The sequence below is a fragment of the Gluconacetobacter tumulicola genome, from assembly GCF_014174215.1.
In the GTDB taxonomy this organism is placed as follows: domain Bacteria; phylum Pseudomonadota; class Alphaproteobacteria; order Acetobacterales; family Acetobacteraceae; genus Gluconacetobacter; species Gluconacetobacter tumulicola.
The window spans coordinates 1-21084 of the sequence record NZ_JABEQL010000015.1; the positions used below are offsets into that span (position 1 = coordinate 1).

Genomic DNA, 21084 nt, shown 5'->3' on the forward strand with positions numbered 1-21084 from the left:
GTCCATGGCAAAGGCCCAGTTCGCCATTCTCTTCGGTGAACGCTTCGCACGCGCCACCGTCTGATCAACAACGTGAACAACGCCTCGCACACGAAATTCCTGACAGTCCCCGAATTCATGCCGCCCCTCGCTGACCAGCGCCAGCCCGATCTTCAGCTCGGGATACCGTTCGTTGAAGGCTTCGACGAAGGGCGCGATCAGGCGGCGCCCCAATTCCAGGGGCGCGCCGATATTCAGGCTGCCTTGCGGCATCCGCTCGGCCGACGCGATCTCGGCTTCCAGATCGGTGATGTCGGTAACGATCCGCAGCGCGCGTTCGTACAGGATCTGCCCCGTCTCACTCAGCTTGAACCGCCGCGTGCTCCTGTTCACCAGGCAACTGCCCAGCCTGCCCTCCAGCCTGGCCAGCCGGCGCGATATCACGGCCGGAGAAGTCCCCATGCCGCGCGCGGCCTTCGTCATGCTCTGCGCCTCGGCCAGCATCACGAAAAACCTCAGATCGCCGACCTCATCGTAGATCATTTTTCCGACGGCTCCGATTTTTGTCGACTCAGCATAAATCTTTTGTCCCGTTTTTGATAGAAAAAATCACGAAAATGGCATATACCTCCGATATACCCATGAATATTTATCCACAAAACGACCCTGTAAACAATTAACAAAAGAACAAGTAAAATATTTACAGACGCCACACGGCTCCCCTTACTTGATTCTTGCTTCAAGAGGAACCATTCGGAAAATGACGCGGGTACACGGCGAGAATTCCAGCGATCTGGCACAGCAGCTTATTGGCACGTGGGAGCTTGTTTCCTACCAGGTCGAGGACAAGAAAAGCGGCGAAATGATCGAGGCCATGGGCGATTGCCCGCGCGGACGGGTCATTTTTACCGCGGATGGCTGGGTCGCCTTCAATCTGGAAGGCAGCCTCCGCCAGCCCGCCGTGACGGACTGGGACCGCGCGCAGCTCATGAAAACCCTCGTCGCCTATATCGGCCGCTACCGGATCGAACACGATCAATGGATCACGCGCGTCGAGACGGCCTGGGCCCCCGAATGGGTGGGCACGGAACAGCGGCGGACCGTCACCGTGGACGGCGCCCATGCCACCGTCATCACCCCCTGGCGCGAAATGCCCAACTGGGCCGATCGCGGTCCCTCCCGCAGCCTCATCCGCTTCCGGCGAGCGTGACCGGAAATGCGCGCTGGTGGCGATCCGGCGCGCGTTTCCTGCGCTCCGGTGCTCACGGCCATATAGGCCGCTCCGCTTCGGTGCTCGGAAACACACGACGGCCGCGGCCCTGACGGGCCGCTCTCGCTCACCAGCCCACATTTCCGGTCACGCTCGAACCAGGGGGCGGTGCATGCATATTGCGGGAGGCAGCAGGCCACCAATTGCCGATTGAGCGCACATCCCGAATCTGTTCGGATGCCCCATCCGGACGGATTTCGCTGCGGGGAATGTCCTCACATCGTGACGGACCTGATCGTGATTTGAATAGTCTCAGGCCTTTCCTCCCCTGTTCTTTCCGGACAACGATGCATGGCAGGTTCAGCCCTGTCCGGAGATGATCATATGACAAAGGCATCCGACCTCCTCGTCGCTTCCCTCGAGAACGAGGGCGTCGATCGGATTTTCGGCATTCCCGGCGAAGAGAATCTCGATATCGTCGAATCCCTCCGCACCTCCTCGATCAAGCTGACGGTCACCCGCCACGAACAGGCCGCCGCCTTCATGGCCGCGACCCATGGCCGCCTCACGGGCAGGCCGGGCGTGTGCCTCGCAACGCTCGGCCCCGGCGCGCTCAATCTCGCGACCGGCGCCGCCTATGCCCATCTGGGCGCAATGCCGATGGTGATGCTGACAGGGCAGAAGGCGATCCTGTCCGAACGCCAGGCCCGCTTCCAGATCGTCGATGTCGTGGCGACGATGCGCCCGCTGACCAAGATGGCCCGGCAGATCGTCTCCGCCCACATGATCCCGACCCTGATCCGCGACGCCTTCCGCGTGGCGGCCGAAGAACGTCCCGGCCCGGTCCATCTCGAACTGCCCGAGGATATCGCGCGCGAGGAATGCGGCAATCCGGCGCTGATCCGCCCGCACGCGATCGACGCGCCCGTCGGCAGTGACGCGGCGATCCGCATCGCTGCCGACCTGCTGCGCGCCGCCCGGCGCCCCCTGGTCATGCTGGGTGCCGCCGCATCCCGCCCGCGCCTGGCCGGCAAGCTGCATGACTTCTTCTCGCGCACGCGCCTGCCCTATTTCACCACGCAGATGGGCAAGGGCGCGGTGGGCGGATGCAGCGATCTCTATATGGGCACGGCCGCCCTCAGCGAGCGCGATTACGTCCACGAGGCCATCGAACGCGCGGACCTGATCCTGACGATCGGCCACGACACCGCCGAAAAGCCGCCCTTCATCATGGGCGCCAACGGGCCGGACGTCGTGCATTTGGGCTACGAGCCCGCCCATGTCGAGCAGGTCTATTTCCCGCAGACCGAAATCATCGGCGATATCGGCGCCTCCCTGTCCCGCCTGGCCGACCAGGTCGCAGGCCGCCTTGCCAACGCCGACGCCCTCCTGGGCCTGCGCGACGGCATCCTCGACCATATCCTCGAAGGCTCCACCGACAATCGCTGGACACCGCAGCGCGTCGTCGCCGATATCCGCAAGGTGATGCCGCAGGACGGTATCGTGGCGCTGGATAACGGCATGTACAAGATCTGGTTCGCGCGGAACTACCGCACCAGCGTCGCCAACACGCTCCTGCTGGACAATGCCCTGGCCACCATGGGTGCGGGCCTGCCATCGGCCATCGCGGCCGCCATCCTCTACCCCGACCGGCGCGTGCTGGCCGTCTCGGGCGATGGCGGGTTCATGATGAACAGCCAGGAAATCGAAACCGCCGTCCGCCTCAGGCTCAATCTCGTCTCCCTGATCATCGATGACGGCGCCTTCGGCATGATCCGCTGGAAGCAGGCGGTCGATCATTTCCCCGATTACGGCATGACATTCGGCAACCCCGATTTCGTCAAATATGCCGAATCCTACGGCGCCAAGGGCCATTTCGTCGAAAAGATCGAAGTTTTCGCGGCAACTCTCGAACGCGCCTTCGTCGAGGGCGGCGTGCAGATCATCGCCATCCCGATCGATTATTCCGACAATATCCGCGTGCTGATCGACGAATTGGGCAAGCGCATCCCCGTTACCTGAAGCGCCCCCGACCGGGCAGAAATCCGGCGCGCCCTTCATGCGCAGGGCGACAAGACGATATCCGAACCCCATCGGCCGCCCGGCGTTCACCCTGTCGGGGCTAACGCCGTCCGGCCGCCTTGCATCGTCCGGCACCAATTCCCCCCTCATGCCGATTTTCCGGCCCGGTTTCACGCCTGATCCCGCCGCAAGGAGTGCCATGACCGCTTACTCCCCCGTCCAGGTAAAGCCGCCATCCACACCGGCCACGCCCCGCCGCCTCGAGCGCTTCCTGTGTCTCGATGATTTCGAGACCGTCGCCCGACGGCGCCTGCCCCGGCAGATCTATGGCTATTACTCGGGGGCTGCGGAGACCAACCGCTCCCTGCGCGCCAATCGCGAGAGCTACGCCGCGCTCGCCCTCCTGCCGCGCGTGCTCGTCGATACGCGCGCGCGCTCGACGGTGGCGTCCCTTTTCCGGAAATCCTTCAGCCTGCCGGTTGGCATCGCGCCCATGGGCCTGTCCGCCCTGTCATCGTTCCGGGGCGACATCGTCCTGGCGCAGGCCGCCGCCGCCGAAGACGCGCTGATGGTGGCCAGCGCCACCTCGCTCACACCCCTGGAAACGATGGCCATCGAGGGCGGAACCCGCTGGTTCCAGGCCTATCTTCCCGGCGACAGGGAGCGCATCGGGGCGATGCTCCGCCGCGTCGACGCGGCAGGGTTCGAGACGATCGTCCTCACCGCTGATGTGCAGGTTCCCGCCAATCGCGAGAATAATGCCCGCACCGGCTTCTCCATGCCCCTTCGGCCCACCCCGCGTCTTTTCTGGGACGGGGCACGTCATCCGCGATGGTCGCTCGGGACGTTCCTCCGCACCCTCGCGCGCGGCATACCGCATTTCGAGAACATGGACGCGTTTCGCGGGCCGGCGATCCTCTCGCGCTCCGCCGAGCGCAATATCGGCACCCGCGACGGGCTGTGCTGGGAGCATGTCGCCTTCATGCGCGACAACTGGAAAGGCCGGCTCGTCATCAAGGGAATCCTTTCGCCCGAAGATGTCGCGCTCGCCCGCGCGGCAGGTCTCGACGGCGTCTGGCTGTCCAATCATGGCGGACGCCAGCTCGACTCGGCCATCGCCCCGCTGCTCATGCTGCAAGAGGCCGCGCGCGAGGCGGGCGAGATGGCGGTGCTGATCGACGGCGGCATCCGGCGCGGCACCGACGTGCTCAAGGCCCTGGCGCTGGGCGCGGATTTCGTCTTCGTCGGCCGGCCGTTTCTTTATGCCTCGGTCGCGGCGGGCACGGCCGGCGTGCGTCACGCGCTGCATCTGATGCGGGCGGAGATCGCACGCGACATGGCGATGCTTGGCGTGAATACGATCGGCGAACTGTCCCCCGCCCATGTCCGCCGCTTCGCGGCCCCGTGAAAGCGCGGCTGGACTCACGGATCATGCGGAAGGGTCGGGGCTCCGCCCAAACCCGCGAGGGGCCGAGGGTCATACCCCTCAGCCCCCCGCAAAAACCCGGCCCTGTCGCACCTGTCCTCCCGATGGACAGCAGAACTCACACGCTCATGCCGCCGGTCACATGCTTATTGGCCACAGCGGAAATCGAAACCGGAATGCCCGCTGCCTGCATGCCCGCGCCCGAAAAGCGCGGCGGCGCCCCAATCCCCAGTGCGGCCATTTCGTTCCCTGCGACGGCACGAAGCTGCTCCGGCTTATAGCCCACTTTGGTGAATGCCCGGAGCAGCATCGCGCACCCCATGCGGACGGTATTCCAGGGCAGCTTCGAACGTCCCGCGACGCTGAACAGTCCGATCGCATTGCGTATGCGTGCCTCGAAGTCGCCAACCCGCCTGCCATTGCTCAGATAGCCGCCATAGACATGCATTCCCAGGGGATGGTTCTCGAAACAGGCCATCAGCCCGCGCACTTCCTCCCTCGGATCGACCTTGTCCTCGGCGAACGTATCGTAGATCGGGCCGCTATAGAGCGGCCTTGTATGGGTCATCGGCACTTCATCCACGATCGCCGCGCGGTAGGCGGGCGCCCTCATCAGCATCGCCCAGATCAGGTCCGTGCCCCAGCCCGTGAAATGCCGCTCGAACATCGGCAGAAGCGTGCGCAGATAGGACGATTTGATGCAGCAGGCCATGGATTCAAGAAAAGTACTGTAACGCAGCCGAAAACCCGGCATGCGCAGGACGACGGCATGCGAAAGGTAGCTTTCGATCGTCATGGCCGGCTGCGCCATCGTCAGGTCATATTCCACCGCAATGTCGAACAGCCGGTTGATGTCCGCCGCCTCCATCAACAGGTCGTCATCGGGGAGCATGATATACTCATAACGATCCAGCAGCTCCGGATTGGCCCTGAAATGGCGTGCGATACTGTCCCACTTGGTGCCGTAATCGAATACCGGTGGCAGATCGCCATCCTGGCAGAGTGAAACATCCTTGGCATACGCATTCAGTTGCAGGTCCCAGTTCCGCGTGACCGTCTTGTCCGCAATCCAGCTATGATGCAGCGACTTGTCGCCAACGCGACCAAGGACGAGAAAGCGCCTGTCTTCAGATTGAATCTTTTGCTCCGGTTTCATCACAAATCCTCCATGGACTGGAAGCTGACGATCTCATGCGAACTGCCGGAGGCGGGCATGCGGTCCGTGACGAAAAATGCGCATGACCCACGCGGCGATGATTGTACTGGACCGGCCCTTCCTCTACGTCGGAACAACGCCGATGGTTCCTCCCCGGTCGAAGCGCGTTTCCATGCCGCTGCGGAATATTCAGAAAATCGGCGGTGCCCCCCGTTGCAGGAACGGCCAGGAGGCATCCTTCGGCGAGACACCGCTTACATCCAGAGGCCATGAAATCCCGACCAGCGGATCATCATGACGCAGGCCACCCTCCATGCTGGGCGCATAGGCGGCACTGACGGGATAGAAAACCTCGACATCATCCGTCAGCGTCTGGAAACCATGGGCAAAACCGGGCGGCACATAGAGCAGCCGGTGATTTTCGGCGGTCAGATGGAAGGCTTCATGCTTCAGATAGGTCGGCGATGTCCCGCGCAGATCCACGATCACATCGACGATCTCCCCCCTCGTGCAGCGCATCAGCTTGGCCTCGGCATAGGCGCCACGCTGGAAATGCAACCCCCGCACAGTGCCCTTGCAGCGCGAAAAGGACATATTGTGCTGCACGAAATCGGAAATCAGCCCATGTGCCGCGAATTCCTCCCGGCACATCATCCGGGCGAAGAAACCACGGTCGTCGCCCCGTGGCTCCGGCTCGATCAGCATTGCATCCCTCAGCGTGGTTTCATGAAAGATCATAAACCACCTCTTCGACCACGACAGAAGGCGCGAAGACTGCCTCCTGCTCCGCATAAAGCCGGTCGATCGTCCGCCCTTCGGGCACATCGATATCCGCGAAGGTGATGGGCCGGTCCCGCGGAATGGGCCTGTTCACCCGCCCGCCGATCGCAAGTCCCAGCGGGATCAGGTTTTCCGCCCGGATCGTCTCGATATTCTCGATCATTCCATAGGCTTCGAACCCGCCGAGAGCGGAGATGACATCCCCCGGCGCAAGATCCTTCTTGGCCAGCGCGATGACACCGACGCTCGGCCCCGCCAGGGGCGTCAGCGTCGCATCCCCAAACAGCACCGCCCGCGCGACCGAGCCCGGAACCTCGAAATGGCACAGGTGGAAGGGGGTGTAGAAACAGTAATAGGGCCCCGAACCCATCTTGTAATAATTCAGGAAATGCCGTTGCCGCGCATCCTCCATCGTCCCGATGACGAACACGCCGGGACCGGGCCGCGCACCGATCACGTAATCGACAAAGCCCGGGCCGCCGGCGGCCAGATGCGCGTCGAGATAGGCGGCAAAGGCGCTGGTCGTCTCCTCGAGCGGCACCAGCGGCGCATAAGGATCTCCGCCGGAGAAATCCGGCCCGATCATCCCGCGCCTCGCCACCTTCATGCCGGTACCATTGGCAATCACCGTCTGCTCGAACGAGATCTTCGTGCCATCGGCGAACGACGCCGCCATGGCCGGGTCCAGCCCCCATTTCTGCGCGAAGGACACCTGCGTGTCCGGCGTACGATACGGATCGTACAGTCCCTTGATGCTGCCGCACAGTACCGGCCGCACGCCGATCCCTTCCATGAAGCGCACCAGATTCATCATCACGCCCGGCTGGTCGCCATCGCCTGCGGTATAGACGACACCGGCCGCATCCGCCTTCACCTTCAGGATCGGACCGATGGTGCCATCGAGTTCCGCATTCACCTGAATCAGGTGCTTGCCCCCCTCGATCGCGGCCAGCACCGCACGGGCGGCATATTCCATCGATCCGGTCGCCTCGATCACGGCATCGATGCCTGTCGCCCCGGCCAGCAGCAGCGGATCGCCGGTGACCGCCCGCGCCCCCGCCGCAAGGGCGGCATCGAGAGCCGCGCCGTCCGGGCACCAGACCGGATCGAGCCCGAGTTCGGTAAAGACCGCTTCGCCATTCGCGCGCGTGCGGTTGGCCACCGCGACGACGCGCATGCCGGGTGTCGCAATCTCGATGGTGCGGGCAATGGCCCGCGCCTGGGTGCCCGCGCCGACGATGGCGACGGTCACAGGCCGCCCTTCCGCCTCGCGCTTTTTCAGTGCCGTATCGACGATGATCATGTTCCGGCTCCTGCCAGTTGTGTCATTTCCGATGGTCTCGCGTCACACGGCTCCGTCCGCCGCGCGATGCGCATGCCGCCCCCGGACGCTTTCCCGGCGATGACACGCTCTCCACCATGGCGCGCGTGAAGCCGCCGCCTGTCAGTCGGACCATACTTTCCAGGGCGCTGCCTTGGTTGCCCACGCCGCTTCCAGGACCTGCTTGTCGCGCAGCGTATCCATGCTCTGCCAATAGCCGCTGTGTACGAAGCTCGACAGCTTGTCCCGCGCGATCAGCCGGTCCATCGGCTCGGCCTCCCATGTCGTCAGATCGTCGTCGATCAGATCGAAGATCTCAGGTTCGCACACGAAGAAGCCGCCATTGATCAGCCCGCCATCCCCTGCCCGCTTCTCGCCGAAGCCGCGCACGGCGGCACCGTTGTCGCTGAGATTCAGCGCACCGTAACGGCCGGGCTGGACCACCGCCGTCAATGTGCACCACGTATCGCGGGATTTGTGGAATGCCACGAGATCGCTGATGTTCACATCGCTCACGCCGTCGCCATAGGTCAGGCAGAACGTGCCGCCTTCCAGATAGCGGCGCGCCCGCCGGATGCGTCCGCCCGTAAGGGATTCCTTGCCGGTGTCCAGCACCGTGATGCGCCAGTTTTCGGCCTGCGCCTGCAACCAGTCCACTTCCCCGGTGCCGAGGTCGATGGTGAAATCACTGAGCGATGCCCGATAGCGCATGAAATAATCGCGGATGAAATCGACGCGATACCCGCCCAGGACGACGAAGTCCGAAAATCCGTAATGGGCGTATATCTTCATGATATGCCATAATATCGGCCGGCCGCCGATCTCGGCCATGGGTTTGGGGCGGATCATCGTCTCTTCGCTGAGCCTCGTTCCAAAACCGCCGGCTAGTATCGCGACCTTCATGTCCCCACCCCTCCCATTTTCATGTTATTGGCCCGTCTCCTGCCCATGACGGGAGACGGCGCCAGGCGGAATACGCAGCGCGCGCCTCTCAGGAGCGCGCGGATGCCTGCCAGACCAGCGATGAATCGAGGCGCCCCGCTTCCATATGCGCTTCCAGAACCTTGAGGCGGATCAGGGGCGAATTGCGGAAATCCGCATTGCCGAAATGCATGCGCTCCAGCCCCGCCTTCAGCTCCTCGATGGAATCGCGCAGCGTCACCTGCGGCTGGTGATCGGGCGCGAGTGATTTGTAGAGCCCGAAATCGACCCGGTAAGACCGGCTGTCCACCGGCGCCTCGGTATTGACGCTGACCTCGGTCCCCGGCAGCGCCTCAGCCACCGCATCAGCGATCTCGCGCACCTGATAGTTGCGGTCGTCACTGCCGACATTCACCGCCAGGTAGCGCCCACCCGCCTCCGCCGAACGGTCCACCGCCCAGTCGATCGCGCGCGCCATGTCGGCGGTATCGATCATCGGCCGCCACGGGGTTCCATCCGAAAGCACACTGAGCTTGCCGGTCACCATGGCGGATGCGACGAAATCATTCAGCACCAGATCGAGCCTCAGCCGGTCGGACATCCCGCAGGCGGTGGCGAAGCGGAGGCTGGTGATCACCATATCGGTGTCGATCTGCTCCAGCGCCTTTTCCGCGCCGATCTTGGATCGGGCATAGGCCGTCACCGGATTGACCGGATCGGTCTCCTTGCGCGGACCGCCCTCGGCGATGCCGTAGATGCTACAGCTAGACGCAAAGACAAAATTTTTTACGCCTGCGGATACCGCGGCCCGAGCCAACGCGATCGTGGTATCCTGGTTGATGTCGTATGTGATCTTCTCGAATTTGTGTCCCATCGGATCGTTCGATATGGCGGCAAGCTGAACGACCGCATCATATCCGGCAAGCCGTTCGGGCGTGATGGACCGCACGTCGCCATAGAACTGCGCATCGAGATTCTGTTCCGGCAGGCGCGTGGCACCGGTCAGGCAATGGGCGAAATAGGCATTGTCGAAACCATGCAGCACCGCATCGGGCCGGGCATGCCTCAGATATTTGCATACCGTGGATCCAACATAGCCCATATTTCCGGTAATCAGTATTCGCATCGCAACCTGTTCCTCACCAGCGGCTAAGGTTCTCAATCCGCGACTTGCCGAAATATCGGCGCATTATTATTGTATCGACAAACTTTCATGAAACTGCCGATCAATGCCGGCACCTCCCACAATTCACGAAGAGCTGAAAAACCACGCAATCCGGGCAGCCTCTCAGCTTCGTGACAAAAGATTAAAGTATTCGGAAGAGAAAGGTTTCGCTATCCGCCAAAAAAATTTTACTGTTCGTAAGAAGAGTTTTCCGTTTTTGACCAGATCTAAAGTCGGTAAAAAAACGTGAAAATATCGAATATTGTGTCTTTACACCCAAACCTTAGTAACAGACACGAGAGACCATCCCGGCTACCATATTCAGGCACTCGGACAAGCCGCCCCCTGGTCATGCTGAGCGAGAGCGGCATCCCGCCCACGCCTGGCTGGCAAGCCGCATGAATTCTGCTCGCGTGGCGGGGTGAGGCAGATGCAGTGATCTCTCCTCCCCCGCATCCCGATGCGCCCGCAACCGAACCGGGAGAGAACCGTCACCCCCTGTATCGCAAGGCCTCCACCACCAGCCGGAAAGCAGCAGAAGACTGCCGCCGGCTGGGATAATAAAGATGATAGCCGGGAAATGGCGGACACCAATCCTCCAGCACCCGCACCAGGCGCCCCGCCTTCACATCATCCGCGACGTGATCTTCCACGACGCAGGCCAGGCCAAAGCCCGAAAACACCGCCGCCATGATCATGGGCACGGTGTTGAAGGTCAGTTGTCCCCCCACCCGGACATGAAGCGAGCGTTTTCCTTTCTCAAGCTCCCATGCATACACCCCGCCCGACGTCGAGAGGCGCAGATTGATGCAGCTATGCCGGGCCAGATCCTGGGGCTTTCTCGGGATCGGATGGTTTTCGAAATAGGACGGCGCGCCGACAACGGCCATGCGCAGCGGTGGACCGATCGGAACGGCAATCATGTCTCTGGCGATGGTCTCCTCCAGCCTGACCCCCGCATCGAACCGCTCCGCCACGATATCGGTCAGGCCGGGATCGACGGACAGCTCGACATGCAGGTCCGGATAATCCGGCAGCAGCCTGGCCAGCGCCGGCCACAGCAGCGTCCGGGCGGCATGCTCGGATGCCGTGATGCGCACCGTGCCCGACGGCTTGCGGGACAATTCGCTCAACGAGGCGATTTCGTCGGCGATACTGTCCAACGCGGGGACCAGCGTCTTCAGCAGCCGTTCGCCTGCTTCGGTCGGCGCCACCCGCCGGGTCGTACGTGTCAGCAGGCGCACATCCAGTCTCGCCTCCAGCCGCCGGATCGTATGGCTCAGGGTGGATTGCGAGGTCCCGAGCCGGGCGGCCGCCCGTGTGAAGCTCTGCTCTTCCGCGACGACCAGGAACGCATTGAGATCGACCAGTTCCTCGCGTCTCATTCATGAATTTCCGATATAGCATCAAGCGAGCGATAGCATCTAATCCACATCAATAGAATGCGCCACCATGAACAAGAGAATTCCCGCTGCGGACACATGACTGGAAAAACCGCATGAAAATCGAACGTCCCGGCTTCGCGCCGTCCGTCACCGGTCCGTCGGAATGGTTCACCGGCACCGTGCGGATCGATGCCCCTTTCCACGGAAGCGGCGCCCTGTCCTGCGCAACGGTGACGTTCGAGCCCGGCGCACGCACGGCATGGCATACCCACCCTCTGGGACAGACAGTGCTGATCACCGCCGGCCAGGGCTGGGTCCAGCGTGCCGGCGCGCCGATCGAGGAAGTACGACCCGGCGATATCGTCTGGTTCGAACCGGACGAAAAACACTGGCACGGCGCCTCGCCCACCTGCGCGATGAGCCATGTCGCCATTACGGAATCAAAGGACGGCAAGGCCTCCGACTGGCTGGAGCATGTCAGCGAAGCGCAATACCGGCACACACCGACATCCCATTCCGAGGGAACACCGAACTGATGGTTCGATACAGCCCGACAATCAGACTGAACTCCGGTCTGGACCTGCCCGCGCTGGGCTTTGGCGTCTACCGCGCCGCCCCCGAGGAAACCGTCGGCGCGGTGCGAACGGCCCTCACCGCCGGCTATCGCATGATCGACACGGCGGCCGCCTATTTCAACGAGGCGGAAGTGGGCCAGGCCATCCGCGAAAGCGGCCTCCCGCGCAACGAGATCATCGTCCAGACCAAGGCATGGATCACCGATTACGGCACGCGCGAAATCCGCCATGCCTATGACCGCAGCCGCCGCAAACTCGGTCTCGACCGGATCGATGTCTATCTGCTGCACCAGCCCGCCACGCGCGATTTCACACCGATGATCGCCGCATGGCGGGAACTGGAGAAAATGCTCTGGGACGGCGAAGTCGGGAGCATCGGCGTCTGCAATTTCAGCCCCGACCATCTGCGCAGGCTGATGGCGGCAACCGATATCCCCCCGGCCCTGAACCAGGTGGAACTTCACCCGTTCTTCACCCAATCGGCCCTTCGCGAATACGACCGGACGTTGGGAATCGTGACCCAGGCCTGGTCGCCCATCGGGGGCGTCATGCGTTACTGGGGTGATGACAGGACGCCGGAAGACAATCCGCTGACACACCCCACCATCATGGCAATCGGACGAAAATACGACAGGACCCCGGCGCAGGTCATCCTGCGCTGGCAACTGGATATCGGCAATTCCGCAATCCCCAAATCAACCCATCCCGATCGCATCCGGGAAAATTTCGCGGTGTTCGACTTCACGCTCACAGCCGACGACATCGCCGCGATCGAGACCCTGGATCGCAGCCGACGCGGCGGCCCCGACCCCGATCATCTTCCCGATGCATTCTACAACCGCACGATCCCCGACTAAGGGGCCGTCTGCAAAGCCACCCGCCGGCGGGCGGCGGGCGGCACTCCCGCTCGGCGGACCGGTCGTCAAACAGCTCCAGGCCTGAAGAAGGAAAAAATCGCCATGAGCAACCGCATCGAAAACAGGATCATCGTCATCACCGGCGCCAGCAGCGGCCTCGGCGAGGCCGCCGCGCGCCATCTGGCTGCCAACGGGGCGAAGCTGGTTCTCGGCGCGCGCCGCCTCGACCGGCTCCACGCCCTGGCAAAGGACATCGGACAGCCCGCATCGGCCGCGATCGAGACCGATGTCACCGACAGCGCACAGGTGAAGCACCTGGTCGATGCCGCCGTCGCGACCCATGGGCGGATCGACGTCATCATCAACAATGCCGGCCTCATGCCGCAATCCCTGCTCGAACATGGCCGGATCGACGATTGGAACCGGATGATCGACGTCAACCTGAAGGGCACGCTCTACGGCATCGCAGCCGCCCTGCCCCATATGACGCGGCAGAAGAGCGGCCATATCATCAACGTCTCCTCGGTGGCCGGCCACAAGGTCCGCCCGGGCAGCGCCGTCTATGCCGCAACCAAGGCCGCCGTGCTGATGCTGTCGGAGGGCCTGCGGCAGGAAGCCAAGCCCCACAACATCCGCACGACAGTCATCTCGCCCGGGGCCGTCCAGTCCGAACTGCCGCGGAGCGTCACGGACCCCGACGCCGCGCGCAACATCGCGGCGTTTTACAAGAGCTACGCCATCCCGGCGGACAGCTTCGCCCGCGCCGTCGCCTTCGCCATCAGCCAGCCGGACGACATGGACATCAACGAGATCCTCTTCCGCCCCACAGCGCAGGAATTCTGAACGGCATGACACACGCGGCCCCCGGGCACGTCGCGGAACGGCCGGAGGGCGTCGAGACCGCCGGCACGATACACGCCGCCAGGCAGGAGACGATCGATCATCGCTGGTGGGTACTGGGCATCCTCAGCCTGCTGATGGGGTTCGCGTCGATTTCGACCGATCTCTACCTTCCGGCCATGCCTGCCATGGGCCAGGCCCTCGGTGCCAGTCCCGGCCTGGTCGAATGGACCGTCTCGGGCTACCTGATCGGCTTCAGCTTCGGGCAACTCTTCTGGGGGCCGGTCAGCGACCGCCACGGCCGCCGCCTCCCCGTCGCGCTCGGCCTCGTATTGTTCATCCTCGGTTCGGCAGGCTGCGCGGTGGCCGGCAACGGCGCCGCCCTGATCGGCTGGCGAATCCTGCAGGCCGCCGGCGCATCGGCCGGCGTCGTCCTCTCCAGGGCCATGGTGCGCGACCTCTATGCAGGGCACCGCGCCGTGCAGATGCTCTCGACCCTGATCACGGTCATGGCCATCGCCCCGCTGCTGGGGCCGATCGTGGGTGGCCAGATCCTGCTCCTTGGCGGATGGCGCGCGATTTTCTGGACCCTGGTCGGGGTCGGCATGCTGACGCTGGCCGCCGTGCCGAGCCTGCCGGAAACGCTCGCGCCCGCGTATCGCAACCATGAGCCCCTGACACGGGCACTCCTGCGCTACGGCGAACTCCTGAAGCAGCCGCGCCTTCTGGGCTATGCGGGCGCCGGCGGCTTCTTCTATGGCGGCATGTTCGCCTACGTGGCCGGCACGCCCTTCGCCTACATCACGTACCACCATGTGCCCGCCCGGCTCTACGGGCTGCTCTTCGCGCTGGGCATCGTCGGCATCATGGCGACGAATACCGTCAATTCCCGCCTGGCCGCACGGGTCGGCGGCGATCGCCTGCTCGTCCTGGGGGCAATCCAGGCCGCACTGTCGGGGCTGCTTGTTGCCGGAGCGGCATGGACCGGCCAGGGAGGGCTCTGGGGGCTCGTGGTCCCGCTCTTCCTCTTCGCCTCCGCGACAGGCTTCATCGTCGCGAATTCCATTGCGGGCGCGCTCAACAGCTTTCCCGAACGGGCAGGCGCCGTCTCGGCGCTGGTAGGCGCCATGCAGTATGGCAGCGGCATTCTCGGCTCAGGCCTGGTCGGCGCTTTCGCCGACGGCACCCCCTGGCCGATGGGCTGGGTCATCGCGCTGTCGGGCGTGGGCAGCCTGCTCTGTACGCGCCTCGTCCACGCCCGGCCGAGGAAAACGACACCACCGCCCCGGCACGCCCTCAGATAGATCGCGCGTTCACCCGACCTGCCTCCCGCATCGGGCTTCGGCGGCGTCAGCCGCCACGCATTTTCCTTTGACCATCCAAATCATTCATGACAACACAAGAAAATTCCTCTTTCGATCAGGCCGGAACATAAGCCCGGCAAGCCGCCACCAGCCGGTTCGGCCCATCAATCGGATCCATCCGCCTCATGAACAGTGACGGGCCAGCGCCCTACGATGCCTCGCCCCTTGCCTATATGCGCCAGAAGATGGACCAGGCCGATTCAACGTTCAGGCGCGATCTGCAAGCCGCCACCGGCGAGGCCGATCTCGTTCTTCTGGCCCGGCGCATTCTCCAGCTCTGCGATGAGGTCGCGGAGACGTTGAAACGCCTCAGCCCCACCGCGCCGCTGGCCTGCACGAAGGGCTGCGATACGTGCTGCCACAGCCTTGTGCAGGTCAATCCGCTGTTCGCGATCCTCGCCGTTCACGAGGCATGGCACACATTCCCGCCGGAGCGCCTCCAGCTCCTGAAGGAACGGCTGGCCTCGCCTCCAGCTTTCTGTCCGTTCCTCTTCGATGGAAGCTGCTCGATCTATGCCGCCCGCCCCATGGTGTGCCGAGGCTATTACAGCCTGAATTTCGATCTCTGCCGGCAGGGAGAGTTCTGCGAGAAACATCTCGGCTATCAGGGCGACCAGGCGCACGCCGCCCACCAGTTCATGATCTTCCTGTTCGCACTGGAAAAACGCCTGGAAAGCATCGAAACCGAGTTCGGCCTCCAGGGCGATCCCGTCTTTCTCAACATGGCGGCACGCACGCTGCTGGAAACACCCGGCGCGCCCGAGCGCTGGCTGGCCGGCGCCCGGTAAAAGCACGCCCCCTCCGGCGGTCCCGCACTCTACCCGGCAGAGCCGCCGCACCGGCCACGCGCCGAAGCATAGGGAACCCACCGGGCCGCTCGTCCGTTGACCTATGCTTTTTTATGCACAAGGCATGCCTGCGGGCTATTTGAAATTGCACGCTCATTACGGGGATGCTTCGATACGATCGTTGGTCGCTATTTTTTCTATCAACACTCTCTTTTGGTAATTATACGGGTCCGATCGTATTATATCCGCAGCGACACGTTGTTATTCATATTGTCATAAGGCTCCGTGGAAATGGAACTTCCGGCCCTGATCTATTTTACGAGCCTGATCAACGAAGGCTCCGCCGCCTCGGCTGCCCCGGTGCTTGGCGTCAGCGCATCCACGCTCAGCCACAGCGTGTCCGCCCTGGAGCAGGCCATGGCGACATCGCTGCTGTCACGCTCGTCACTGCGCCGGGGCAGCAGGGCCGTCACGACCGCGCAGGGCGAGAGCCTGTATCGTTCCGCCCTGCACCTGCTGGGCTGGTGCCTGACCCTGATCGAGGACGATAATCGTTCCCACATGGCCCCGCCGGAACGCGACACCGCCGGCCCGCTGCCGACGCACCGCCTGCGCGCATTGCTGGGCTCGGGCCTGACGCTGCGCATGATCGGTTATTTCCTGTCCGTCTACGAAACCCGGCGGATCGCCGCCGCCGCGCAGCGTCTGTCGCTGACCCAACCCACGCTCTCCCGCCAGATCGGCCGGCTGGAGACGATTCTCGGCCGGACATTATTTATACGCAGCCCCCATGGCGTCATGCCGACGGCAGAGGCCGAGGCGCTGCGCCAGGGATGCCAGCAGGTGGACCAGACCCACCGGCAGATCATGCGCGACGAGAATTTCAGCTATTTCCGCGCATTCAGGACCCTGAAGCTCGCGTCGATGATGCCGACCAGCAGCGACAGTTCCCTGACGGTCCTGCTGGCCAATCTGGTCCGCCTGTGGCGCCACCGCCGCTACCAGCCGCCCCTGACGATCTCGACCATCGCCGCGCCGCAGATGGTGGAAGGGCTGCTGGACGGACGGTTCGATGCCGGCCTGTCCGACCTGATCGACATCCCGCTGGACCTCGACAGCGCGGAGCTGGAAAAATCCGCGATCTTCCTCGTCTTCGGCCGGGCGCACAGCCCACCGCCGGGCCAGACGCCCCGGATCGCCCTGGCCTCGTATCTGCTGGCAGTGCCCGCCCTGGGCACGGGGCTGCGCCGGGTCACCGACCGTTACCTGGATCAGGAAGGCATTACACCGGGCAGCATCTTCGAGACCCAGTCGCTTTCGCTGATGCTGCGCCTGGTCGAGGACGGCACCTGCTGCGCCATCCTGCCCGCCGGCTCGTTCCGCTCCCACGCGGTCCACGCCATCCCCCTGCCCGATCGCTACCGGATGACGACGCGCCTGATCTGGAAGAAGGAGCACCCCAACCTCGCCATCATCGGCCGGTTGCAGGCCGGCCTGGCGGAAATCCAGGCCGAAGCCGGTTCCGCGGGGCGGAAATCCGTCGCATGAGCACCATCGCCTCCATCCTCTCCCCCGCCCTGCGCCGCCGGCGCCAGATCACGGTCCTGCTCCTGATGGCGGCCGGATGCGTCAGCTATATCGATCGCGCCGCCCTGTCGGTCAGCAATACGGCCGTGATGGCCGACATGCACATGTCCTACACCCAGATGGGCCTGCTGCTGTCGGTCTTCGCCTGGGCCTATCTCGCCGGGCAGATCCCGACGGGCCTGCTGGCCGACCGGTTCGACAGCCGCTTCCTGCTGGGGGCGGGCCTGGTCCTCTGGTCGTGCGCGCAGATGGGCTTCGGTCTGATGCACGGCATCGCCGGCCTGTTCGTGGCGCGTATCGGGCTGGGACTGGGCGAGACCCCCTTGTTCCTCTCCGGCACCCGCGCGCTGGTCCGCTGGTACCAGCCGCGCGAACGCGGGCGCCCCCTCGGCCTCTTCAACGGGTCCGCGGCCCTCGGGCCGGCCCTGGCCCCGCCGCTGCTGCTCGCGATCATGGCGCTCTGGGGCTGGCGGGGCATGTCGGTCGCGATCGGCGCCGCCAGCCTGGTGCTGGCCTTCGTGTGGATCCGCTTCTATCGCGACCCCGCCGACCTGACTCTGAGCGCCGCGATGCGCAAGGCCCTGCCCCGCCCCGACGCCCCGGTGCCGGCGAGCATCGTGCAGTCGCTGCGCGCCGATCTCGGCTATCTGCTGCGCCAGCGCTCGAGCTGGGTCCTGACGGCCGGCTATGCCGGGGTGATCTACCTGACCTGGCTCTACGCCACATGGATGCCCGCATGGCTCCAGACCTCCCGCCACCTGACGATCGGGCAGGCCGGGATGCTGTCCGCGCTGCCGCAGTTCTGCGGTTTCGCGGGCAGCGTGCTGGGTGGTGTGGTCGTCGACCGCCTGGCCGCCCGGGGCGTGGGGCTGCTGAATGCCTGCCGTGCCCCCCTGGTGCTGGCCATGCTGGTGGCCGCCGTCGCGACCACGCTGACCACGCTGCACACGCCATTGGCCGTCATGGTCGCCTTCATGGCCATCGCCCTGTTCGCGGGCGGCCTGGCCATCAGTTGCGGCTGGATGCTCGGCACCGTGATCGCGGCCGAACACCGGGTCGCGACCCTGCAGGCCATCCAGAATACCGGCGGCTCGCTCGGCGGCGCGCTGGCCCCGGCGATAACCGGGCTGCTGGCCGACAGGTTTGGCAGCTTCACCCCTTCCCTGCTCACCGCCAGCGCCATCGGATTGGGCGCCGTCGCGATCTACCAGATCGGCCTGCGCCCGGAAGACGTCGCCGCGCACGCCTCCCTGCCGAACGGCCAGCCTCCATCCCGCCTCCCAGGCGCCACAGGATGCAACAAGGAATGACCCGATGACATCACGACGGATTCTCGCGCTCTCCACCATGCTCGGCGGCCTCGCGATCGCGCCCCACCTCCACGCCGCCTCCCCCACGCCGGCCCTGGCACAGGCGGCCTCGCGCCCGAACGCCCCGGCCACCACCCATCGCGCCGCCGGCACGACCGGCGCAGGCAAGGCGGCGGCAGCCGGCACCCCGGCCCCCGCCAACGAGGCCATCTCGGTCTTCGGCCATGGCTCGACCCGGCAGATGACCAGCGTAACGCGCACCATGATGCAGCAGAGCGTGCCCGGCACCTCGCCGCTGAAAGTCCTCAGCCAACTTCCGGGCGTGCTCTACCAGTCCGCCGATCCGTTCGGCGCCTATGAATATTCCAGCCAGCTGTTCATGCGCGGCTTCAACCAGTCGCAGCTCGGCTTCACACTCGACGATATTCCCCTGGGCGACCAGCAGTTCAACAATTACAACGGCCTGTCCGTTACACGCTCGATCATCTCCGACGATGTCGGCGGCGTCGATGTCTCGCAGGGCGCCGGCGCGATCGACGTGGCCTCGACCAGCAATCTCGGCGGCGCGATCCAGATCCGTTCGCTCGATCCGTCCCATGTGCGCGGCGGCACCATCGCCCAGACCTTCGGCAGCAATTCGACGATGCGGACCTATGCGCGCTTCGAAAGCGGCGATCTCAATCCAACCGGCACCCGCTTCTACGTCGCCTATGCCCGGCTGAACGGCAATCTATGGAAGGGCGGCGGCTACGACCATTCGGACCAGGTGAACGCCAAGCTGGTCCAGCCGCTGGCGCGCGGCTCGTCCCTGAAACTGTTCTTCGACTGGAGTTCGATCCAGCAGTTCGACTATCAGGACATGACCAAGAACTGGCTGAATACGGTCGGCCCCAACCTGGCGAACTACTACCCCAACTATACGGCCGCGTACAACGCAGCACGCGGGACCTACCCGGCGGAATTGCAGAAAACGAACGACCCGTTCGATGCCGCCTATTACGCCGGCACCGCCAACCGCACCGACTATCTCGGCGGCCTCACGCTCGACGAAAATCTCAGCGAGACACTCAACTGGAAGACGACGTTATACGGCCACGCCAATAACGGCTACAGCACCTGGACGACGCCCTACATACCCTCGCCCAACGGCGCGCCGCTCTCCCAGCGTATCCAGACGCCCAACGTCGCACGCGGCGGCTTCCAGAGCGCGGTCACGTGGAAAATCGCACACCACGCCGTCAATGCCGGCGTCTGGTACGAATACGGAAATTTCAACGAAGGCCGCTATTTCTCCGAAGCCCCGCTGCTGGGCCAGGGCACGCTCGGCAACCCCACCACCGGCTTCCCGGCCGACAAGGTATTCGCAACCGCCTGGCAGGAAGCGTTCTCGACCCGGACCTTCGTGTTTCACCTGCAGGATACCTACAAGATCACGGACAATCTGACGGTCAATGCCGGGTTCAAGTCCATGATCGTCAATTCCGGCAATTCGGTGCCGACGCAGGACGGCACCATCAACGGCACCCGGGTCGCCCAGGGGCATCTGGAAGCCTCGAACGCCTTCCTGCCGCAGGTCTCGGCCAACTGGCGCTTCCTGCCGCATAACGAACTGTTCTTCGACGTGTCGCACAATATGCGGTCCTTCCCGCTCGACGGGTACGGCACCAACGTGTCGGCCACGCCGTGGACCGCGTCACAGGCCTCGTTCCAGGCCACCCGCAACACGCTGAAGCCCGAAACCGACTGGGTCTATGAAGGCGGCTACCGCTACACCTCGCCCCTGATCAGCGCGCTGGCCTCGCTGTATCGCGTCAATTTCTCCAACCGCCTGCAATTGATCACCAGCCAGGCCGGCATCAATCCGGTCACCGCGGTGCAGAATGTCGGCGGGGTCACGACCAACGGCGCCGAGGCAAGCGTGACACTGCGCCCGGTGCGCGGGCTTTCGATCTACAATTCGTTCTCCTACGCCCATTCGACCTACGACCAGAACGTCATGACCGCGACGGGGCCGCAGCCGACGCGCGGCAAACTGGTGCCGAACTATCCGCAGTTCATGTACAAGGGTAACATCTCATACGCCATCGGCAATTTTGACGCCCATGTCGACGGAACCTACCTCTCCCGCCGCGAGCTGACCTACACCAACGATCTGCGCGTGCCGGGTTATTTCCTGATGAATTTCGGCATGCGCTATCATTTCGGACAGGTGGGGCCGTTCAAGGGCCTGACGGCCAGCTTCAACGTCTACAACCTCACCAACAAGACCTACATCGCCACCACGAACGAGCTGGGAAACAATTTCGTCAATACGGACTTCAATTATTTCCTGATGGGCGCCCCTCGCCAGTTCTTCGGCACCGTCAGCGCGGATTTCTGATCGAAACCGTCATGACGC

At 64.0% G+C, this 21084-nt stretch carries 17 protein-coding genes and 1 pseudogene; 11 read left to right on the forward strand and 7 right to left on the reverse strand.

What is annotated here, in order from left to right:
- Positions 1-339 precede the first annotated feature (339 nt).
- Positions 340-522: pseudogene (locus tag HLH29_RS20095) on the reverse strand (helix-turn-helix domain-containing protein); the annotation flags it as partial.
- Between the two features lie 217 nt (positions 523-739).
- Here HLH29_RS20095 and HLH29_RS11800 point away from each other — a divergent pair.
- The 3 genes from HLH29_RS11800 to HLH29_RS11810 all read left to right on the forward strand — a co-directional run bounded on the left by HLH29_RS11800 (position 740) and on the right by HLH29_RS11810 (position 4619).
- Positions 740-1189, forward strand: coding sequence for a lipocalin-like domain-containing protein (locus HLH29_RS11800; protein ID WP_182967032.1), 450 nt, complete (start codon positions 740-742; stop codon positions 1187-1189).
- Positions 1190-1573: 384 nt separating this feature from the next.
- Positions 1574-3211: an acetolactate synthase large subunit gene (locus HLH29_RS11805; RefSeq protein WP_182967034.1), complete on the forward strand. Its 1638-nt coding sequence runs from the start codon at positions 1574-1576 to the stop codon at positions 3209-3211.
- A 199-nt stretch (positions 3212-3410) separates the two neighbouring features.
- A complete protein-coding gene (locus tag HLH29_RS11810) occupies positions 3411-4619 on the forward strand; it encodes an alpha-hydroxy acid oxidase (protein WP_182967036.1) in 1209 nt (402 codons plus the stop codon).
- 136 nt (positions 4620-4755) lie between these two features.
- Here the strand turns inward: HLH29_RS11810 and HLH29_RS11815 are convergent, their stop codons facing one another.
- From HLH29_RS11815 to HLH29_RS11840, 6 genes are all read right to left on the reverse strand, one after another.
- The gene (locus tag HLH29_RS11815) at positions 4756-5793 is read right to left on the reverse strand and encodes a DUF707 domain-containing protein (protein ID WP_182967038.1); all 1038 of its coding nucleotides are present in this window, start codon (positions 5791-5793) and stop codon (positions 4756-4758) included.
- Positions 5794-5982: 189 nt separating this feature from the next.
- Positions 5983-6531, reverse strand: a complete 549-nt coding sequence (gene rfbC / locus HLH29_RS11820; RefSeq protein ID WP_182967040.1) for a dTDP-4-dehydrorhamnose 3,5-epimerase — start codon at positions 6529-6531, stop codon at positions 5983-5985.
- Positions 6518-7876 carry an NAD(P)H-dependent oxidoreductase gene (locus HLH29_RS11825; protein ID WP_182967042.1) on the reverse strand — a complete coding sequence of 453 codons (1359 nt, stop codon included), beginning with the start codon at positions 7874-7876 and terminating at the stop codon, positions 6518-6520. Before HLH29_RS11825 ends, rfbC begins: the two co-directional genes overlap by 14 nt.
- 141 nt (positions 7877-8017) lie before the next feature.
- Entirely contained in the window at positions 8018-8797 is a 780-nt protein-coding gene (rfbF, locus tag HLH29_RS11830) for a glucose-1-phosphate cytidylyltransferase (protein ID WP_182967044.1), read from the reverse strand.
- 88 nt (positions 8798-8885) lie between these two features.
- The gene (locus HLH29_RS11835) at positions 8886-9941 is read right to left on the reverse strand and encodes an NAD-dependent epimerase/dehydratase family protein (protein ID WP_182967046.1); all 1056 of its coding nucleotides are present in this window, start codon (positions 9939-9941) and stop codon (positions 8886-8888) included.
- A gap of 530 nt (positions 9942-10471) precedes the next feature.
- Positions 10472-11365 carry a LysR family transcriptional regulator gene (locus tag HLH29_RS11840; RefSeq protein ID WP_182967048.1) on the reverse strand — a complete coding sequence of 298 codons (894 nt, stop codon included), beginning with the start codon at positions 11363-11365 and terminating at the stop codon, positions 10472-10474.
- A gap of 113 nt (positions 11366-11478) precedes the next feature.
- Here HLH29_RS11840 and HLH29_RS11845 point away from each other — a divergent pair, with 113 nt between their 5' ends.
- The 8 genes from HLH29_RS11845 (at position 11479) to HLH29_RS11880 (ending at position 21066) form a co-directional block, all read left to right on the forward strand.
- A complete protein-coding gene (locus tag HLH29_RS11845; protein WP_182967050.1) occupies positions 11479-11901 on the forward strand; it encodes a (R)-mandelonitrile lyase in 423 nt (140 codons plus the stop codon).
- The gene (locus tag HLH29_RS11850; RefSeq protein ID WP_182967052.1) at positions 11901-12797 is read left to right on the forward strand and encodes an aldo/keto reductase; all 897 of its coding nucleotides are present in this window, start codon (positions 11901-11903) and stop codon (positions 12795-12797) included. Before HLH29_RS11845 ends, HLH29_RS11850 begins: the two co-directional genes overlap by 1 nt.
- A gap of 102 nt (positions 12798-12899) precedes the next feature.
- A complete protein-coding gene (locus HLH29_RS11855) occupies positions 12900-13640 on the forward strand; it encodes an SDR family oxidoreductase (protein WP_182967054.1) in 741 nt (246 codons plus the stop codon).
- 5 nt (positions 13641-13645) lie between these two features.
- Positions 13646-14941 (forward strand): multidrug effflux MFS transporter, encoded by a 1296-nt coding sequence (locus HLH29_RS11860; RefSeq protein ID WP_182967056.1) that lies wholly within the window; start codon positions 13646-13648, stop codon positions 14939-14941.
- 185 nt (positions 14942-15126) lie between these two features.
- Complete coding sequence (locus HLH29_RS11865; protein ID WP_182967059.1) at positions 15127-15789, forward strand: YkgJ family cysteine cluster protein; 663 nt, start codon at positions 15127-15129, stop codon at positions 15787-15789.
- A gap of 291 nt (positions 15790-16080) precedes the next feature.
- Positions 16081-17337 (forward strand): LysR family transcriptional regulator, encoded by a 1257-nt coding sequence (locus tag HLH29_RS11870; protein ID WP_182967061.1) that lies wholly within the window; start codon positions 16081-16083, stop codon positions 17335-17337.
- Positions 17334-18686: an MFS transporter gene (locus HLH29_RS11875; RefSeq protein WP_182967063.1), complete on the forward strand. Its 1353-nt coding sequence runs from the start codon at positions 17334-17336 to the stop codon at positions 18684-18686. The genes HLH29_RS11870 and HLH29_RS11875 overlap by 4 nt, the downstream gene beginning before the upstream one ends.
- A gap of 4 nt (positions 18687-18690) precedes the next feature.
- Positions 18691-21066 (forward strand): TonB-dependent receptor, encoded by a 2376-nt coding sequence (locus HLH29_RS11880; protein ID WP_182967065.1) that lies wholly within the window; start codon positions 18691-18693, stop codon positions 21064-21066.
- Positions 21067-21084 lie beyond the last annotated feature (18 nt).

What these genes read in the sequence shown, in the direction of transcription:
- HLH29_RS11800 (WP_182967032.1), top strand. Translation starts at nt 740, where the DNA reads ATGACGCGGGTACACGGCGAGAATTCCAGCGATCTGGCACAGCAGCTT.
- HLH29_RS11805 (WP_182967034.1), top strand. Translation starts at nt 1,574, where the DNA reads ATGACAAAGGCATCCGACCTCCTCGTCGCTTCCCTCGAGAACGAGGGC.
- HLH29_RS11810 (WP_182967036.1), top strand. Translation starts at nt 3,411, where the DNA reads ATGACCGCTTACTCCCCCGTCCAGGTAAAGCCGCCATCCACACCGGCC.
- HLH29_RS11815 (WP_182967038.1), bottom strand. Translation starts at nt 5,793, where the DNA reads ATGAAACCGGAGCAAAAGATTCAATCTGAAGACAGGCGCTTTCTCGTC.
- rfbC (WP_182967040.1), bottom strand. Translation starts at nt 6,531, where the DNA reads ATGATCTTTCATGAAACCACGCTGAGGGATGCAATGCTGATCGAGCCG.
- HLH29_RS11825 (WP_182967042.1), bottom strand. Translation starts at nt 7,876, where the DNA reads ATGATCATCGTCGATACGGCACTGAAAAAGCGCGAGGCGGAAGGGCGG.
- rfbF (WP_182967044.1), bottom strand. Translation starts at nt 8,797, where the DNA reads ATGAAGGTCGCGATACTAGCCGGCGGTTTTGGAACGAGGCTCAGCGAA.
- HLH29_RS11835 (WP_182967046.1), bottom strand. Translation starts at nt 9,941, where the DNA reads ATGCGAATACTGATTACCGGAAATATGGGCTATGTTGGATCCACGGTA.
- HLH29_RS11840 (WP_182967048.1), bottom strand. Translation starts at nt 11,365, where the DNA reads ATGAGACGCGAGGAACTGGTCGATCTCAATGCGTTCCTGGTCGTCGCG.
- HLH29_RS11845 (WP_182967050.1), top strand. Translation starts at nt 11,479, where the DNA reads ATGAAAATCGAACGTCCCGGCTTCGCGCCGTCCGTCACCGGTCCGTCG.
- HLH29_RS11850 (WP_182967052.1), top strand. Translation starts at nt 11,901, where the DNA reads ATGGTTCGATACAGCCCGACAATCAGACTGAACTCCGGTCTGGACCTG.
- HLH29_RS11855 (WP_182967054.1), top strand. Translation starts at nt 12,900, where the DNA reads ATGAGCAACCGCATCGAAAACAGGATCATCGTCATCACCGGCGCCAGC.
- HLH29_RS11860 (WP_182967056.1), top strand. Translation starts at nt 13,646, where the DNA reads ATGACACACGCGGCCCCCGGGCACGTCGCGGAACGGCCGGAGGGCGTC.
- HLH29_RS11865 (WP_182967059.1), top strand. Translation starts at nt 15,127, where the DNA reads ATGAACAGTGACGGGCCAGCGCCCTACGATGCCTCGCCCCTTGCCTAT.
- HLH29_RS11870 (WP_182967061.1), top strand. Translation starts at nt 16,081, where the DNA reads ATGGAACTTCCGGCCCTGATCTATTTTACGAGCCTGATCAACGAAGGC.
- HLH29_RS11875 (WP_182967063.1), top strand. Translation starts at nt 17,334, where the DNA reads ATGAGCACCATCGCCTCCATCCTCTCCCCCGCCCTGCGCCGCCGGCGC.
- HLH29_RS11880 (WP_182967065.1), top strand. Translation starts at nt 18,691, where the DNA reads ATGACATCACGACGGATTCTCGCGCTCTCCACCATGCTCGGCGGCCTC.